Raw genomic sequence first — 15,290 nt, forward strand, 5'->3', positions numbered from 1 at the left:
TGCCTCGGAGGGGAACGTTCACCTCCACGACAACTTAACCAATGCAAGAGACCAATAGGGTAGGTATATGAGACGCGCAAAAATTGTGGCCACCTTCGGACCGGCCATTGCCAGCTATGAAAACACCCTCGCAGTGCTCGAAGCCGGCGTTGACGTAGCCCGAATGAACATGAGCCACGGCGATTACTCCGTGCACGACAACACCTATGAGAACGTCCGTAAGGCAGCTTCGGACCTGGGCAAGGCCGTGGCCATCATGGCTGACCTCCAGGGCCCGAAGATCCGCCTCGGCCGTTTTGTGGACGGCCCGCACGAGCTCGCCGTCGGTGACATCTTCACGATCACCACCGAAGACGTGCCCGGCACCAAGGAGATCTGCTCCACCACGCTGAAGAGCCTCACCGAGGACGTCAACGTGGGCGACGCGCTCCTGATCGACGACGGCAAGGTTGCACTGCGCGCCATCGAGGTGGACGACGTCAAGGTTGTCGCCGAAGTGACTGTTGGCGGCATGGTGTCCAACAACAAGGGCATCAACCTGCCCGGCGTCGCCGTGAACGTCCCTGCCCTGAGCGAGAAGGATGAGGACGACCTTCGCTGGGCCATCCGCCGCGGCGTGGACCTCGTTGCGCTCTCCTTTGTCCGTGACGCTACCGACATCAAGCGCGTCCACGAGATCATGGACGAAGAAGGCCGCCGCGTTCCGGTGATCGCCAAGATCGAGAAGCCGCAGGCCGTGGACCAGCTTCACGAAATCATCGACGCGTTCGACGCGATCATGGTAGCCCGTGGCGACTTGGGTGTGGAGCTTCCGCTGGAGGAAGTGCCGATCGTGCAGAAGCGTGCCATTGAGCTGGCGCGCCGCTGGGCCAAGCCTGTTATCGTGGCCACCCAGGTTCTTGAGTCGATGATCGACAACCCGCGGCCTACCCGCGCGGAGGCTTCCGACTGCGCCAACGCCGTGCTCGACGGCGCCGATGCAGTGATGCTGTCCGGCGAGACGAGCGTCGGCAAGTACCCGATTGAGACGGTCAAGGTCATGGCCCGGATCATCGAGTCCACCGAAGAGCACGGCCTGGAGCGCGTCCCGCCGCTGGGAACCAAGCCCAAGACCCGCGGTGGCGCCATCACCCGTGCCGCCGTCGAAATTGCCGACCAGCTGGACGCCAAGTACATCTGTACGTTCACGCAGTCCGGCGACTCCGCGCGCCGTCTGTCCCGCCTCCGCCCGATCAAGCCGGTCTTCGCGTTCACTCCGGTGGAGCAGGTGTGGAACCAGCTGGCGCTGACCTGGGGCATCCAGCCCCAGCTCGTTGCCATGGTGGGCCACACGGATGAAATGACGGCCCAGGTGGACCGCAGCCTGCTGGATATGGGGCTCGTGGAAGACGGCGACCTGGTGGTCATCGCAGCCGGTTCCCCTCCCGGAAAGGCCGGTTCGACCAACTCGCTGAAGGTCCACAAGGTGGGCGACCTCGCCGACACCGCGCGCATTGGCGAAGGTACCCGCGAAAAGCTCGGCCCGTGGCCGGAAAAGAAGAAGAAGAGCTAGGCTGCAGCAGCTGCTGAGCAGCTGCAGCGACAAGGGGAGGGTCCCCGCCGCGTGTGAACGCGGTGGGGGCCCTCCCTTACTTGTTTGCTGTATTGCTGAAAAAAGAGGAGGATCCCCGCCGTCTGAACTGGCGGGGATCCTCCTCTGTTTTGCTTCTTGGTGTTTAGTTGACCTGGTTGATGATGGTCTCGGCGACTTCGCGCATGCTCAGGCGGCGGTCCATGGAGGTCTTCTGGATCCAGCGGAAGGCTTCCGGTTCCGTCAGGCCCATCTTGGTGGTCAGCAGGCTCTTGGCGCGCTCCACGAGCTTGCGGGTGGCGAACTGCTCCTGCAGGTCGGTGACCTCGCTTTCGAGGGCCTTGATTTCCTCGTGGCGGGAGAGGGCGATCTCCAGGGCGGGGATGAGGTCTGCCGGGGTGAAGGGTTTGACGACGTAGGCCATGGCGCCGGCGTCGCGGGCGCGCTCCACGAGTTCCTTCTGGCTGAAGGCGGTCAGCAGCACCACGGGGGCAATGCGTGCCTTGACGATCTTCTCCGCAGCGGAGATGCCGTCCATGACGGGCATCTTGACGTCCATGAGGACCAGGTCCGGCTTGAGCTCCTCGGCCAGCTGCACGGCCTTCTCGCCGTTGTCTGCTTCGCCGATAACGTCGTAGCCTTCGCCGCGCAGGATTTCGATGATGTCCAGGCGGATGAGGGTTTCGTCTTCAGCAACAATGACGCGGCGCGCCGGCTGGGACGTGGTGTTTGACTCCGTCGGTTCTGACACGGGATCTCCTTGAAAAGGTACGGCGGGACTATGACTATCTTAGTTGGGACCCGCGGCTGTACTTGGATCTACATGGCTTGTTGCGGCGGCGCTGGCGCGATTCTGGACTTTAGCCTATCTGCATGTAGAGTAATTCCGCGCACTGGAAGTGGCTGCGTTGCTCACAATCATGCTGTGGGCCTACGATTGTTACTCCGTGTACTCCGCGCCCGAGTGGCGGAATTGGCAGACGCGCCGCACTCAAAATGCGGTATCGAAAGGTGTGTGGGTTCGAGTCCCACCTCGGGCACAGCATATTCCCTCGTCAGAGGGTTTTTTGCTTTAACGTCTTGACATGGCTTGCGGTGGCGTCCCTCTGACGCTAGGTTTGCGGGCTGTGGCCTGGCTGCCGCTGAGCCTATTCAGGTGTGTGGTGGCGGGGTCAGGTCCCTGGCTGGTGGGCCCTCCGCCTGCTGTGGGCTGGGATTACGTGCTTCCTCGTCCGGTTCTGTCTGGTTGGTCGTGGGTGGCCAACAACTACTCATGGTCGGGGCTTGCGGGCACAACATGACGTTGCCGACTTTGGTGCCAAGTTCTTCTTAGTTGGCGTCTCTTAGGCGTGACGGGAGCCGTGTGTGCTCGGTTTGTCCGGCCAAAGGGGGTGTTGACACTGTCAACGCGCTGGCGAAGCGGCTGTTCGGCTCGCATCTTGCCACCTTTCCCAGACCTTGTGGCTGATAGCAGTTCCTGCGTCCGTCAATCCCGGGTACATGACCTGCGGGGAACCTGGGCGAAGGAGAGTGCTGTGGGCGTGACAAACGTTCCGTCGATGGCCGTATCTCCGGTTGAAGAGGCCTGAGTGCCAATGGCTGGACGTTCGTGCATGCCGCGCACCTTCGGGTTGTGTTTGCTCTGATACCTCTTCATAGGAGCCGCACCCGGTGCCGACATGACCGACCGTTGAGATGTTTGCGAAGCAATGCACTGAGCAACGGATGAGGCGATCGGATGGTCACTTCGATAGATGCCAGCGGGTCGGTGGTTTCTGGCGCGAAGGGCTTGAGGACGCACGCCCGTTGGGTCGCAACCGGCATAATCCCGGAACCCCAATGGATGCTGGTGTGTGGGACTGGAGCCCACCTAAGGAGCAAGTGTTGTCGCAGGTCAGAGACGTTTGTGTTCAGATTTGTGCACAAATTTCGGGAAAGTGTGGACACGCGAAGAGCAGTCACCGTGGTCTCATCAGACCGTTCGGCAGGCCGCCACCAGGACAACCCTTACTAAGGCCTCCACTATTTAGATTTTGACCGTAAAATCTAAATAAGAGAATCGTCGTTGTAGTTTCGGAGGAACATGACTGAGCCTTGGCCTGCTCACGGAAGCAGGAGCGTTCCGTGGAAGTCGTCGGGACGGCCGCCCCGCGAGGACCGGGAATTCAGGGAGGTTACCGTCTCGCTGCCGCCGATGATTGCGCAATGTTGGTATGACCCGGGCCGGGAGACCATCGTGGCGCTTGAGGAGGCGGCCGTGGCGGTTGCATCCCTTGACGTCACAGCCGGAACGCGCATGGCGGCCATCAGCGGGTTCCTGCTGCGCAGCGAGGCGGTGTCCTCGTCCAAGATCGAACACGTCAACGCCAACCGTGACGATTACGCACGGGCCATGATCGGTCTTAAGGCCAGTGACAACGCCCGTTCCATGGTGGCCGCGGCCGACGCGGTCCAGGGCATGATCGATGCCGCCGGGCATACCGGAGAGATCCGGATGGCGGACCTGCTCGCGGCCCACCACACGCTCATGAAAGATGATCCGGTAGACGGTCCGCACGCCGGAAAGCCCAGGGGCGTGCAGAACTGGATCGGCGGCAGCGACTACTCGCCCCGCGGGGCAATTCATGTCCCGCCGCCGCCGGAACTGGTCCCGGACCTTATGGACGATCTGATGGTGTTCTGCAACCGCAGAGACGTTCCCATCATGGCCCAGGCTGCGATCGCCCACGCTCAGTTCGAGTCCATCCACCCTTTCACCGACGGCAACGGCCGCATCGGCCGTGCCCTGATCGGGGCCATCTCCCGCCGCCGCGGACTCACCCGGAACACGGTCACGCCCATCGCTTCGGCCATGGTGGCCGACGTGGAGACATACTTCAGGCTCGTCAATAACTACCGCGCCGGTGAGGCTGATGCATTCGTGCTGTATCTGGCGCGGTCTGCCCTTCACGCCGCCAATGCCGCGCGGGAAAGTGTCGCCGCCCTTGATGCCCTGCCAGCCCTGTGGTTTGAGCTGGCCAGGCCGAGGAAGGGCTCGGCGGACGAAAAGATCATTCCCTGGCTGCTGGAACGACCGGTGTTCGAGGCAAACAGCGCCGCGCACATCGCCGGCGTTGCAGAAAGCTCCGTCTACGCAGCCCTGGACAGGCTCACTACCGCCGGGGTCATCTCGAAAGTCGGCCAGTCCAAACGTCATCAGGCCTGGGCCGCCACGGAAGTGCTGGATGAAGTGGACCGGCTCAACCAGCGCCTCGCGGAATCGCGAAAGCGGCATAGTCCTGCCGTCGTCCACCCGAACAGGTGATGGGCGCCCGGCGGTTATTTGAAGCGCACGCTCACCGGCGCTGCCATTCTTACAAGTCGTCGGAGATCCATGCCGTCCTGGACCCCGCAGCAGGATCAGTCGGTGAAGTCGATCCTGTCCAGGGGCCAGTTTCCTCGCTTTGAGTAGCTGGGTTTGCCAACGACATCCGCAGAGGCGGGGGCCAGATTCTCCTGGGACATGAAGTGACCGCGATTGAGCAGGTCAGTGGCAAAGTTCGCGTGTTAACCAGCGCAGCCGAACTGGTTTTCGACCGCCTCATTGTCTGCGCCGGACTTCAGTCGGACGTGGTTGCCCAGTTTGTAGGGGCTTCGCCCTCACCCAAGATCCTGCCCTTCCGTGGTGAATACTGGGCGCTCTCAGCTGCCAAACAGCACCTTGTCCGGGGCATGATCTATCCCTTTCCGGATCCAAGTCTCCCATTCCTCGGCGTCCACTTCACCCGCGGCGTCTATGACGATATCCATGTCGGCCCCAACGCCGTTCCAGCCCTCGCTCGCGAAGGCTACGGTTGGGGAACTATTTCATTGAAGGACACTCTGGCGTCCCTCACCTGGCCGGGAGCAACCACGCTTGCAAAGCAGCACTGGCGCATGGGCGCACAGGAAATTGCTGCTTCACTAATCAAGCCCCTGTACTACAGGGAAGCAAGCCGATTCATTCCCGAACTGGAGATGGGGGACCTCACGGCCAAGACTGCCGCTGGCGTCCGCGCTCAGGCCTGGGCCAGTGATGGCTCACTTCTGGATGACTTCAACTGGTCGTCGCCGGGCACCGGCTACCGGAGACCGCGAATGATTCGAGCGGTATCGACTACACCCGCAAATACCTGCAGGAGTTCGAAGTCATTCTCGAGCGCTCGGCCGATGTGAGGATGTCGTGGTCCTCGCCCGATTCACCGCAACGCACCGTACAACACAACGGAAGCTCAATGTCCGGGTTGCCCACCACTTCGTCGTTCGCGGCGGTCTCATCGTCCGCTTCGAACAGTTCGTCGACACCGCGAAAGTCGCTGAAGCGGCGGGCAGTGATGGTGGCGAACCTCCTCTACGGTAGTGCTGCCGTCGGAATTTCCCCAACCACGGAATAGGAGTGCACGGCGGCCTGGGTGCTTGGCGTGTTAGGCCGCGGACCTGACCCGCCGGACGGGGAGTCCATGGATAAGTGTGCCTGTCCCGCGCTGAAACTGGTCCGTGACGTCTGGCAGGAGATACTCGTGGGCCTCGTTGAACACAAACTCGCCCTCCAGGCCGAGCGCCACGCTGGCCCATTCCACCACCAGTGTGCCGTTGAACCTCCGGGCGTCACGGTTCTGTTGATCACGCAGGTCCGGTAGGGCCAGTTGCCGTCGATCACCTGCACGGTCTGCAGGGAGGTTGAAACGGCCGCGCTGTAGCGGCTGGCGGTTTCTCCAGCGTAGAACTCCCGTTCAGTCCGCCGCAAAGTCGCAGGCGCCCTTCTGTTCCCCGGCGCCCTGATGTGTTGATTTCATTTGGCTTCATTCTCGGTCCGGATGATGAAAGCGGCAGCCTTCTCGCCGATCAGGACTGACGCGGCATTGGTGTTGCCGGTGGGTACGAGGGGCATGACCGAGGCATCCGCGACGCGCACACCCGCCAGGCCGTGGACCTTCAGGCTGCGCGGATCCACCACTGCAAGCTCGTCGATGCCCATCTTGCAGGTGCCAACCTGGTGGTGGTACGTGACCGCGGTGGCTCGGATATAGGCCTCGAGGCCGTCGTCGGAAACCTCCGGGCCGGGGTACAGCTCCTGCGGACCCCACGCTGCCAGCGCATGGGCGCGGCCAAGTTCGCGGCACTGGCGCACCGAGGCGGCGAGGGAGTCGACGTCGGCCTGTTCCTTCAGTGCCCCCAGATCGATCTGCAGCGGGTCCTCCAGGGCGGGGCCAGAGAGCTTGAGCTCGCCTCGGCTCACCGGCCGGACAATTCCGGCCATGAGGGTGAAGCCGTTGGCAGGGCCGTACATGCCCTCTCCATACATCGGCAGCGAGAAGTGGATGGGCTGGGTGTCCGGCACGGCCAGGTCCGGGGAGCTCTTCCAGAACAGATGAGTCTCCGCCGCGGCTACCTGCGGGGCGGGGATTTCCTGCTTTGTGGTGGTGTAGATGACGGGTGCCAGTAGGTGGTCGTGGAGGTTTTTGCCCACTCCGGGAAGGTCGTGGACGGGCCGCACGCCTGCTTGGCGCAGCTCGTCCGCAGGGCCGACTCCGGAGCGCAGCAGCACGGCAGGAGTTCCGATTGCGCCGCCGGCCAGGATGGTTTCCCCGGCGGAGATCATGTGCCGTGTTCCGTGCTTTTCATATTCGACGCCGGTGACGGTGCCGTCCTTGATCACCAGCCTGTCCACGTGTGCCCCGGTGATCAGGGTCAGGTCAGGGTGGCTGGCCACCGGGCGCAGGTAGGCGTGCCACGTGTTGAACCGCTTGCCGTCCCGCACGTTCAGCTGCATCTTGGACACGCCCTCGACGTCGCCGCTGTTGTAGTCCTCGTTAAGCTTGATCCCGATTTCCTGGGCTGCTTCGATGATGTCCTCCTGCACCGGATTGGTGGGGAAGTCCTTGACGACGTCCAGCGAGCCTGAACCGCCGCGCGTCCCTGAAGCGCCGCCGTCGTAATTTTCTATTGCCTTGAACACCGGCAGGACCTCGTCCCAGCTCCAGCCCGGGCAGCCCAGATAGGCCCACGCGTCGAAGTCCTGGCGGGCGCCGCGGACCCAGATGGTTGCGTTAAGCGCGTGCGATCCGCCCAGGACCTTGCCGCGGGGTAGATGCAACCGGCGCCCGACGCACCCCTCCTGCTGCGTCGTGTAGTAGTCCCAGTCCTCTGGCCCGTGCCACAGGGCACCCGCCGCGGACACGTCCCCAATCAGTGGATTGGTGTCTTCGCCGCCCGCCTCAAGCACGGCCACCTTCTTGCCGGCGTCGAGCAGCCGGCGGGCGACAACGGCACCGGCAGACCCGGCGCCAACCACGATGTATTCGAATCTTGCTGTCATCTTTGACGTATCTCCTCGGTATGCAGGTCACGGATTCTTCTGCCGTTTCAGTCTGGCGCCGTCAGTGCCGGCCCGGCTTGTATTACCGTGCAGGCCTGCATGGACGGCGACGCATGATCGCCGGTCACATAGACCGGCTGCGGCCTGTACCCTAACCTTGTGTAATGGGGACGACGAACTGCTTTGTCATGCGCAAGGAGGCACATGGTGAAAAACGGCAGCGGCCCGCTGAACGCTGTGGATTTAGAAATGAACGGCGTGGAATCGGTGGCGACCCGGCACATTGACGAGTACGCGCGGCTGGTCTCCGAACGGTTCGCCCCGCTGAGCATCGATTGCCAACGCGCTGCGGACTTCCGTGGCGCCATCCGGGGTGGAGGCCTTGGCGGAATCGAAGTGTTCGATGTCCGCGCAACCGAGCACCACGTGGAACGCAGTGCATCGGTTGCCGCGCAGACCCCGATGGGCAACTACATGCTCCACCTGCAGCTTTCGGGCGTCGGCCTCATGGTCCAGGACGGGCGGGAAGCCGTGCTGAAGCCAGGCGACATGGCCTTTTACGACAGCGACCGGCCCTACTCGCTGGGCCTGGATGACATGTTCCGCAACGCCATACTGGTCTTCCCGCGGAGCATGCTGGCGCTGCCCGAGGAAATGACAGGGCAGCTCACGGCCACCCGGATTTCCGGCGGGCAAGGAATTGCCCGGATAGTGGTTCCGTTCCTGACCCAATTGGCCGGGAACCTTGGCCAGGTGCCATCACACAGCAGCATGAGGCTTGCGCACAATACGGTGGACCTGCTGGCCACCCTCCTGCACGGCGACCTCGGCTTGGCCGGCCAATACCGGCCCGAATCGGTCCGCCGTGAACACCTGCTGGAGCAGCTGCGTATCTATATCGAGGACAACCTGTCCGATCCCATGCTCAACCCGCAGCAGATCGCCGCGGCGAATTTCATATCGGTGCGCACCCTACACGGGATATTCGGCCAGGAAGGCACCAGCGTTTCTGCCTGGATCAGGGCACGTCGTCTGGAACTATGCCGGACGGATCTTGCCGGCCGACTGCAGGACTTCCGCCCGGTCAGCGCCCTGGCTGCCCGGCACGGCCTGGTGGACGCGGCCCACTTCTCCCGGCTGTTCAAAGCCGCCTACGGTGAGTCGCCGCATGAATACCGGCAACGGCTGCAGAATGCAGGCGCATCTGCCTGATTTGGCCGTGAGGTTCTGACCTGGCGGTTCTGACTGTGGGGCAGTGGCGGTTGTGACCAGGCCGTGGCAGGGGAGCGTCTGGGCTGCCGTGGGGCTAGCGTTCGCGGTAGTCGCTGGGCGTCGAGCCGTAAGAGGCCCGGAACACGCGGCTGAAATGCGCCGCGTCCGGAAACCCCCAGCGGGCGGCGATGGCGCTGATCGAACGGTGGGAGTGAAGGGGATCGCGCAGATCGCGGCGTATCCGTTCCATTCTCCTGGTCCGGATCCAGTTGGCGGCCGTCTCGTTTTCCTCGCGGAACAGGATGTTGAGGTAGCGGGTGGAGATGAAATGCGCCGCTGCCACCGCTACGGGGCTGAGCTCTGGATCGCCGAGGTTTTCCTCGATGAAGGCGCGGATTCCCGTCATGAGCCGGGCCCGCGGGCTTCGGTCCGTGCTGCCGGAAAGCTGCAGTTCGGCAGCGAACATCGTCGCGACGAGATCCACGGCATTGAAGGCCAGCCGGAGCCCGCTGGTACCCGAGAGCTGGTCCAGATTTCCGGCCAGCTGGGTCAGGAACGGAGTGACAACTCTGCCAAGGCCCGCGTCCCCGGGCATCCTGACGGCGGTGAGCTGGCCGACGGCGGAGACCGGAAGGTCCAGCAGCTGATGGGGGAACATCAAGACGAGCGTCCGGAAGCTGCTCTCAAACGTGAGTGTGTACGGGCGGTTGGTGTCGTAGACTGCGATGTCACCCGGCAGCAGCAGGGCTTCGCGGTTGTCTTGAATGAGCAAGCCCGTGCCTGAGAGCATGATGCTCAGTTTGTAGTAACGGCGGTCGGCGTCGCTGATCAGCGCCGGAGTGCGCAGCACGTTGTGGCTGTCTGCGGTGATTTCCACGATGGAGATGTCCTCGGTGGAACGGGACCGCATTCGGCCACGGAAGAACTGCTTACTCTCGCTGGTGACTTCCAAAGGGACGAAGGACTGGGAGACCAGGCGGCGCCAGGTCCAGAAATCCGGGGTCTCGGCCGTGACGATTTCCTGCCGGGGTAATTCCTTGAGCAGCTCCATTGCCACTTTCCTCCTTCTTAGCGTCCTTGGTGTTGGTTCCACCTTCGGACCAGGCCTTTCTGTGACCTGGACTACATCGTAGGCGTGGCCTGGCACTTTGGATCCGGGGGACTTCCATCCTTGCGCGGGCGTGCAAGCCGCTGCCCGGATTTACAAGGTTTGTGCCGGATTTTCCTACCGCTGCGGCGTCCGGCCGGTGCCTCGAACCGCCGGTCGGCCGGGCTGGCCGGCAAGTTACTACGCATTTGGACAAGCGTTCTTCCCAGGGGAACAAGGCGCCGCTGCGGTGCTGTCCGTAAGTTTGCTCACAGATCTTCCGGGACCCGACAAAGGTGTAATGCACCCGGCAACTTCTTCAACTCCCATCGTGTCGCGAGAGGCATGTACCACCATGAAATTTGAAAATAAGCCCTTGGCGGTGGCCGCGATCGTGGCCTCCAGCCTGCTGGGCCTCACCGCCTGCGGTGCCCAGGCGCCGAGTTCGACGGCGACCGGCGACCCGATCGTCGTCGCCTCCATCAACGCACTCAGTGGAGCGGCATCGTTCCCAGAGGCGTCGCAGGCCGCCAAAGCGGTTTTTGATGAGTTCAACGCCCAGGGCGGCCTTGATGGCCGGCCCATCCAGTACGAGATCCTCGACGACAAGGGCGACCCGGCCGCAGCCAGTGCCTCTGCCCGCGACGCTGTGGGAAAGAACGCCGTGGCACTTGTGGGCTCTGCCAGCCTTCTGGACTGCGAGGTCAACTCCAGCTACTACCAGCAGGAGGGAATCGTGTCGGTCCAGGGTACCGGCGTGGACCCATTGTGCTTCAGCACACCGAACATTTCCGCCGTCAACGCGGGGCCGTTCCTGGATACGCAACTGACCCTCACCTACGGCTCTGAACGGCTGGGGCTGAAGAAGATCTGCGGCCTGCTGCAGATCGCTGGATCCACCAGACCGGCATACCAGCAGGCGTTCGACGCCTGGACCGCTGCGACGGGCGAAACCTTTGCCATGCTCGACGACACCGTCCCGTACGGCGGATCGGACTACACTCCATACGTCGTCAAGGCCAAGGAAGCCGGCTGCGACGCCATCTACTCCAACGGTGTGGAACCGGACGCGCTGGGCGTGCTCAAGGCGGCGGAAGCCCAGGGCATGAACGACATGACCTTTCTGTTCCTGACGTCGGCGTACTCCCAGCAGTTCGCGGAGGCCGCCAGCTTCGTAGGCAAGGGTGTGTACGTGCCGGCGGAGTTCGCGCCCTACACCGTGGACTCCATCGTCGCCAATGACGACTGGAAAGCACTGATGGACAAGCACAAGGTTCCGCTGACCTCCTTCGGGCAGGGCGGCTACCTGGCAGCCACCCACTTCCTGGAAGTGCTCAAGGCGATCGAGGGCGACATCACCCGCGAATCCGTGACGGCCGCCTTCAAGGCACAAACAACGCCGCTCGAAAATCCCATGACCGGCACACCGTACCTCTTCGGCGGGGACGCACGCCACCGCTCGAACACAGCGGGCTGGCCAATCACCATCAAGCCCGGCACCAACGCCTGGACCAGCGCGGACGATGGCTGGATGAACGTCAGCTAGGCCTTCCGGGCCTGCCGGTGCTGCTTTCGATCGCTGATCCGGGGCAGTGCCGGCAGGCGTTCAAGTTTCCTCCACCTTCCCCTGTTTCCCTAAGGAGGCACCGTGCTCCAAGGTGCATTAGCAGGCCTGGCCGCGGGCGGCGTCTATGCCGTCATCGCGGTCTGCCTCACCCTCATGGCCCAGTTGGTCAGGGTCATTAACTTCTCCCAAGCTGCGATCGGCATGTTCGGCGCATTCGTCGCAGTGTCGTTCGTCGGCATGGGGCTGCCGCAATGGGCAGCCATCATCGTCGGCATTGGCTCCGGAGCGCTCATCTCAGCGCTGATTGGCTTGATTATTGCCACCTGGCTGCCAGAGGCGTCCATCAATGCCCGCTCAGCGGTCACCGTGGCCGCCCTCCTGTTCCTCATTTCTATTTCCTTCATTCTGTTCGGAACCAAGCCCAAGACGTTCCGGGCAATATTCCCAGGGCCCGCCGTCACTTTCGAAGGCGTCGTGGTCAGCAAAGTCACCGTCGTCATGGTCATCCTGGCCGCAGTAGTGGCACTTGCCGCCAAACTCGTGCTCGGGAAGACCTCGATCGGTGTCCGGCTGCGTGCCATCGCAGACCGCCCGGTGGCGGCCGAACTGCTGGGAGTGCCCGTCAAGCCCATGGCTGTCGGAGTCTGGGCGGTTACGGGGATTATTGTCGGCATTGCCATCGCCGTCGTTGCCCCGAGCCAGACCAGTGACGCGTCCTCATTGTCGATGCTGGTTATCCCCGGGTCCGCCGCAGCGCTGCTCGGAGCCTTCAAACGCCTGGACCTGGCCTTCTTTGGGGGGCTTCTGTTGGGTGTCATCCAAGGGGCGGCCGCACAGTTCAACCAGTTGGTCCTACTGCGGGAGTGGATCCCGCTGGTCCTTATCGTCGTGTTCCTGCTATGGAACCAGCGCCGGGAGGTGTGGGATGCAGCCCGTTAACGAAATCTTTGCCCGCCGCGGGCGGATGCTGACGGCAGCCGCGCTGGCCGCCGTCCTCGCCGGATGGGCGCTCAGCGCCGTGCTGCCCACGTACCTGGTCTATTTGGCGACGACGGCGATCATCTCCTCCATCGCGCTTCTGGGCCTTGGTGTGGTCACTGGAACGGCAGGCATGATCGTGCTGTGCCAGCTGACCTTGGCGGCCGTGGGCGCCTGGGTGGTGTCCTGGCTCAACGTATTGGGCGTACCGGGAGGCCTGTTCGTGTGGCTGCCGGCCGCGGGTCTGGTGGCCGGAATTGCCGGCGTCATCATCGGCCTGCCGGCCTTGCGTCTGCGTGGCGTGAACCTCGCCGTCGTCACGTTGGGCTTTGCTGCCGCTGCAGACCTGACGCTCGTGAAGACGCAATTTCCAGGCGCGGTCAACGGTACCAAGGTTCCGCGCCCCGAACTGTTCAGCACGGACCGCGGCTATTTCTTCCTGGCCGTGATCGTGCTCGTGCTCGTCGCCGTCACCGTTCACCTTCTGCAGCACAGCCGCTGGGGCAGCGGATGGCGGTCGGTCGCCTTCTCCGAGCGCGGCACAGCCTCTGCCGGCAGCAGCGTGCGCACCGCGAAGCTGTCTGCGTTCGCGGTGAGTTCGGCGATCGCCGGAGTTGCCGGCGGACTCATTGCCGGCCAGGTGGGCACAGCTTTCCCTTCCGGCTTCAATACCCTGCAATCCATGGCGCTCTACGTGCTGTCCATCGTCGCAGGGGCGCATCTGTTGGAAATGGCCGTCTTCGGCGGCGTCCTGTGGGTCCTCATTCCGGAGCTGCTCAAGCGCTGGGGGATCCCGCAGGACTGGGGATTCGTTGTCTTCGGCGCCATGGGGATCCAGGCCCTGACGTCCAATTCAAACCTGGGCCAGGACATCCGCAATGCGCTGCGGCGCCGCAGGCGCCGCCAGTCCGGGCCGCCAGCTGCTGTGCCCGTGCCGTTGCCCGCTTCGGTTGCGGCGGACGCAGGGCCTGCCACCGAGGGCAAGGCCCTGCTGAAAGTCAAGGACCTGACGGTCGAATTTGGCCAGATCAAGGCGCTGGCCAACGTGGACATCACGGTCGCCGAGGGCACCATTGTGGGCCTCATCGGCCCCAACGGCGCAGGCAAGTCCACCTTCGTCGATGCCATCTCAGGCTTCCTGCCGCAGCACAGCGGGGAAGTCTGGCTGGACGCGGACCGGCTTGACGGCCTGGCGCCGCACCAGCGGGCACGGATCGGCCTGCGGCGGACCTTCCAGCAGGACAGGGTCCCGCCCAGCCTGACAGTTTATGACTACATGAACTTCATTGCCCGCCGGTCCGCCAGCGGCGAGGAAATTGCCGGGATCCTGGAGTTCTTCGGCTGCCCGGGGCCGGGCGTGCAGATCTCCACGGTGGACGTCGGAACCCGACGGATTCTCGAGGTGGCCGCTAATATTGCGGCCAAGCCGCGGTTGCTGGTGCTGGATGAACCCGCGGCAGGCTTGTCACATGACGAGCACATCGCGTTCGGGCAGCGGCTGCGCCTGGTTCCGCAGCGCTACCGGACGGCGATCCTGATCATCGAGCACGACCTGGATTTGGTGCGCAGCGTCTGTGATTACGTCACGGTGCTGGATTTCGGCGAAGTGCTGGCCACCGGCCGGCAGGACGAAGTGCTGGCGGACCCGAGGGTCCTCAAAGCCTACATGGGTGAAACGGAGCTAATATGACAACGCTGACTCTCGACGGCATCGCCGTCAGCCGCGGCGTCGGGCCGGTCATCTCCGACGTTTCGCTGCACATCGAACCAGGCACCGTGACCGCCCTGGTCGGTCCGAACGGTGCGGGCAAGACAAGTCTCCTCGAAGCGGTATCCGGCGTCGTCCAGGCAAGTGCGGGACGGATCCGCCTGGACGGCACGGAAATCACCAAAGCAAGCCGCCGGAAGCGGGCAAAGCTGGGCATCGTCCATGTGGAACAGGGCAGGGCCATCTTCCCCTCCCTGACAGTGCGGGAAAACCTGGAAATCACAGCCCGCACCAGGGCAGAGTTCGAGGCCGCACTGGTCCTGTTTCCCGAGCTGGAGAAGCGCCTCGGCGCGCCAACAGGGCTGCTCTCGGGCGGCGAACAACAGATGGTGGTGCTGGCCCGGGCCTTCGCCGCAAAACCGAAGGTCCTGCTCATCGACGAGATGTCGCTGGGGCTGGCCCCGGTAGTCTTCCTGAGGCTCATGCCGGTGGTCAGGCAGATCGCCGATACTGGGGTCGGCGTCCTCCTGGTCGAACAGTTCGCGAACCTGGCTCTACGGATTTCCGATAGCGCTTTGGTGGTCACTAGTGGCCGGGTGACCTACTCGGGCAGTGCATGTGGTCTGCTCGAAAGCCCTGCGACCCTTCAAACGGCTTATCTGGGGTGAAGGTGGAGCCAAAACCACGTAACACTTGTTGGCGGCGGCGTTTCCCAACACCAAGATAATGCTAGTTCGAAACACTCGGAGCGATAGTGGCCCGACGCGCGCATCGTCCCCATGGGTGATCGTAGTCGGATCCTAGTACCCCAAAAATCTGTTGAGTCGCGAG

General features: G+C 63.3%; 13 protein-coding genes, 1 tRNA gene and 1 pseudogene. 10 read left to right on the forward strand and 5 right to left on the reverse strand.

Annotation, left to right across the window (positions count from 1 at the left end):
- Positions 1 to 67: 67 nt before the first annotated feature.
- The gene (pyk, locus tag AC6CH3_RS11760) at positions 68 to 1,552 is read left to right on the forward strand and encodes a pyruvate kinase (RefSeq protein WP_494035193.1); all 1,485 of its coding nucleotides are present in this window, start codon (positions 68 to 70) and stop codon (positions 1,550 to 1,552) included.
- A gap of 163 nt (positions 1,553 to 1,715) precedes the next feature.
- On the opposite strand, the gene AC6CH3_RS11765 is transcribed toward pyk, so the two are convergent.
- The gene (locus AC6CH3_RS11765; protein ID WP_400579511.1) at positions 1,716 to 2,321 is read right to left on the reverse strand and encodes an ANTAR domain-containing response regulator; all 606 of its coding nucleotides are present in this window, start codon (positions 2,319 to 2,321) and stop codon (positions 1,716 to 1,718) included.
- Positions 2,322 to 2,528: 207 nt separating this feature from the next.
- Between AC6CH3_RS11765 and AC6CH3_RS11770 the strand changes: the two genes are divergently transcribed.
- Positions 2,529 to 2,610, forward strand: a tRNA-Leu gene (locus AC6CH3_RS11770).
- 446 nt (positions 2,611 to 3,056) lie between these two features.
- Here the strand turns inward: AC6CH3_RS11770 and AC6CH3_RS11775 are convergent.
- Entirely contained in the window at positions 3,057 to 3,185 is a 129-nt protein-coding gene (locus AC6CH3_RS11775) for a hypothetical protein (protein ID WP_498132597.1), read from the reverse strand.
- A gap of 468 nt (positions 3,186 to 3,653) precedes the next feature.
- On the opposite strand from AC6CH3_RS11775, the gene AC6CH3_RS11780 reads away from it, so the two are divergent.
- From AC6CH3_RS11780 to AC6CH3_RS11790, 3 genes and pseudogenes are all read left to right on the forward strand, one after another.
- Positions 3,654 to 4,874, forward strand: coding sequence for a Fic family protein (locus AC6CH3_RS11780; RefSeq protein WP_498132598.1), 1,221 nt, complete (start codon positions 3,654 to 3,656; stop codon positions 4,872 to 4,874).
- Positions 4,875 to 5,032: 158 nt separating this feature from the next.
- Positions 5,033 to 5,764 (forward strand): annotated as a pseudogene (locus AC6CH3_RS11785) (FAD-dependent oxidoreductase); the annotation flags it as partial.
- Positions 5,765 to 5,771: 7 nt separating this feature from the next.
- Entirely contained in the window at positions 5,772 to 5,948 is a 177-nt protein-coding gene (locus tag AC6CH3_RS11790) for a nuclear transport factor 2 family protein (protein ID WP_498132599.1), read from the forward strand.
- 64 nt (positions 5,949 to 6,012) lie between these two features.
- Here the strand turns inward: AC6CH3_RS11790 and AC6CH3_RS11795 are convergent, their stop codons facing one another.
- Both AC6CH3_RS11795 and AC6CH3_RS11800 read right to left on the reverse strand, forming a co-directional pair.
- The gene (locus AC6CH3_RS11795) at positions 6,013 to 6,171 is read right to left on the reverse strand and encodes a hypothetical protein (RefSeq protein WP_498132600.1); all 159 of its coding nucleotides are present in this window, start codon (positions 6,169 to 6,171) and stop codon (positions 6,013 to 6,015) included.
- Positions 6,172 to 6,380: 209 nt separating this feature from the next.
- On the reverse strand, positions 6,381 to 7,907 hold the full coding sequence (locus AC6CH3_RS11800) for a GMC family oxidoreductase (RefSeq protein WP_498132601.1): 1,527 nt from the start codon (positions 7,905 to 7,907) through the stop codon (positions 6,381 to 6,383).
- Positions 7,908 to 8,111: 204 nt separating this feature from the next.
- On the opposite strand from AC6CH3_RS11800, the gene AC6CH3_RS11805 reads away from it, so the two are divergent.
- On the forward strand, positions 8,112 to 9,119 hold the full coding sequence (locus tag AC6CH3_RS11805; protein ID WP_498132602.1) for an AraC-like ligand-binding domain-containing protein: 1,008 nt from the start codon (positions 8,112 to 8,114) through the stop codon (positions 9,117 to 9,119).
- 94 nt (positions 9,120 to 9,213) lie between these two features.
- Here AC6CH3_RS11805 and AC6CH3_RS11810 read toward each other — a convergent pair whose 3' ends face one another.
- The gene (locus AC6CH3_RS11810) at positions 9,214 to 10,170 is read right to left on the reverse strand and encodes an AraC-like ligand-binding domain-containing protein (RefSeq protein WP_498132687.1); all 957 of its coding nucleotides are present in this window, start codon (positions 10,168 to 10,170) and stop codon (positions 9,214 to 9,216) included.
- A gap of 391 nt (positions 10,171 to 10,561) precedes the next feature.
- Between AC6CH3_RS11810 and AC6CH3_RS11815 the strand changes: the two genes are divergently transcribed.
- From AC6CH3_RS11815 to AC6CH3_RS11830, 4 genes are all read left to right on the forward strand, one after another.
- Positions 10,562 to 11,752 (forward strand): ABC transporter substrate-binding protein, encoded by a 1,191-nt coding sequence (locus AC6CH3_RS11815; RefSeq protein WP_498132603.1) that lies wholly within the window; start codon positions 10,562 to 10,564, stop codon positions 11,750 to 11,752.
- Between the two features lie 102 nt (positions 11,753 to 11,854).
- On the forward strand, positions 11,855 to 12,712 hold the full coding sequence (locus AC6CH3_RS11820) for a branched-chain amino acid ABC transporter permease (RefSeq protein WP_498132604.1): 858 nt from the start codon (positions 11,855 to 11,857) through the stop codon (positions 12,710 to 12,712).
- Positions 12,699 to 14,441, forward strand: coding sequence for a branched-chain amino acid ABC transporter ATP-binding protein/permease (locus tag AC6CH3_RS11825; RefSeq protein WP_498132605.1), 1,743 nt, complete (start codon positions 12,699 to 12,701; stop codon positions 14,439 to 14,441). Before AC6CH3_RS11820 ends, AC6CH3_RS11825 begins: the two co-directional genes overlap by 14 nt.
- Complete coding sequence (locus AC6CH3_RS11830) at positions 14,438 to 15,127, forward strand: ABC transporter ATP-binding protein (protein ID WP_498132606.1); 690 nt, start codon at positions 14,438 to 14,440, stop codon at positions 15,125 to 15,127. Before AC6CH3_RS11825 ends, AC6CH3_RS11830 begins: the two co-directional genes overlap by 4 nt.
- Positions 15,128 to 15,290 lie beyond the last annotated feature (163 nt).

The organism is Arthrobacter sp. GQ119 (assembly GCF_059759125.1).

Bases quoted from the DNA above. Each gene is read 5' to 3' on its own strand.
- pyk (WP_494035193.1), top strand. From the start codon at position 68: ATGAGACGCGCAAAAATTGTGGCCACCTTCGGACCGGCCATTGCCAGC.
- AC6CH3_RS11775 (WP_498132597.1), bottom strand. From the start codon at position 3,185: ATGCACGAACGTCCAGCCATTGGCACTCAGGCCTCTTCAACCGGAGAT.
- AC6CH3_RS11780 (WP_498132598.1), top strand. From the start codon at position 3,654: ATGACTGAGCCTTGGCCTGCTCACGGAAGCAGGAGCGTTCCGTGGAAG.
- AC6CH3_RS11800 (WP_498132601.1), bottom strand. From the start codon at position 7,907: ATGACAGCAAGATTCGAATACATCGTGGTTGGCGCCGGGTCTGCCGGT.
- AC6CH3_RS11805 (WP_498132602.1), top strand. From the start codon at position 8,112: ATGGTGAAAAACGGCAGCGGCCCGCTGAACGCTGTGGATTTAGAAATG.
- AC6CH3_RS11810 (WP_498132687.1), bottom strand. From the start codon at position 10,170: ATGGAGCTGCTCAAGGAATTACCCCGGCAGGAAATCGTCACGGCCGAG.
- AC6CH3_RS11815 (WP_498132603.1), top strand. From the start codon at position 10,562: ATGAAATTTGAAAATAAGCCCTTGGCGGTGGCCGCGATCGTGGCCTCC.
- AC6CH3_RS11825 (WP_498132605.1), top strand. From the start codon at position 12,699: ATGCAGCCCGTTAACGAAATCTTTGCCCGCCGCGGGCGGATGCTGACG.
- AC6CH3_RS11830 (WP_498132606.1), top strand. From the start codon at position 14,438: ATGACAACGCTGACTCTCGACGGCATCGCCGTCAGCCGCGGCGTCGGG.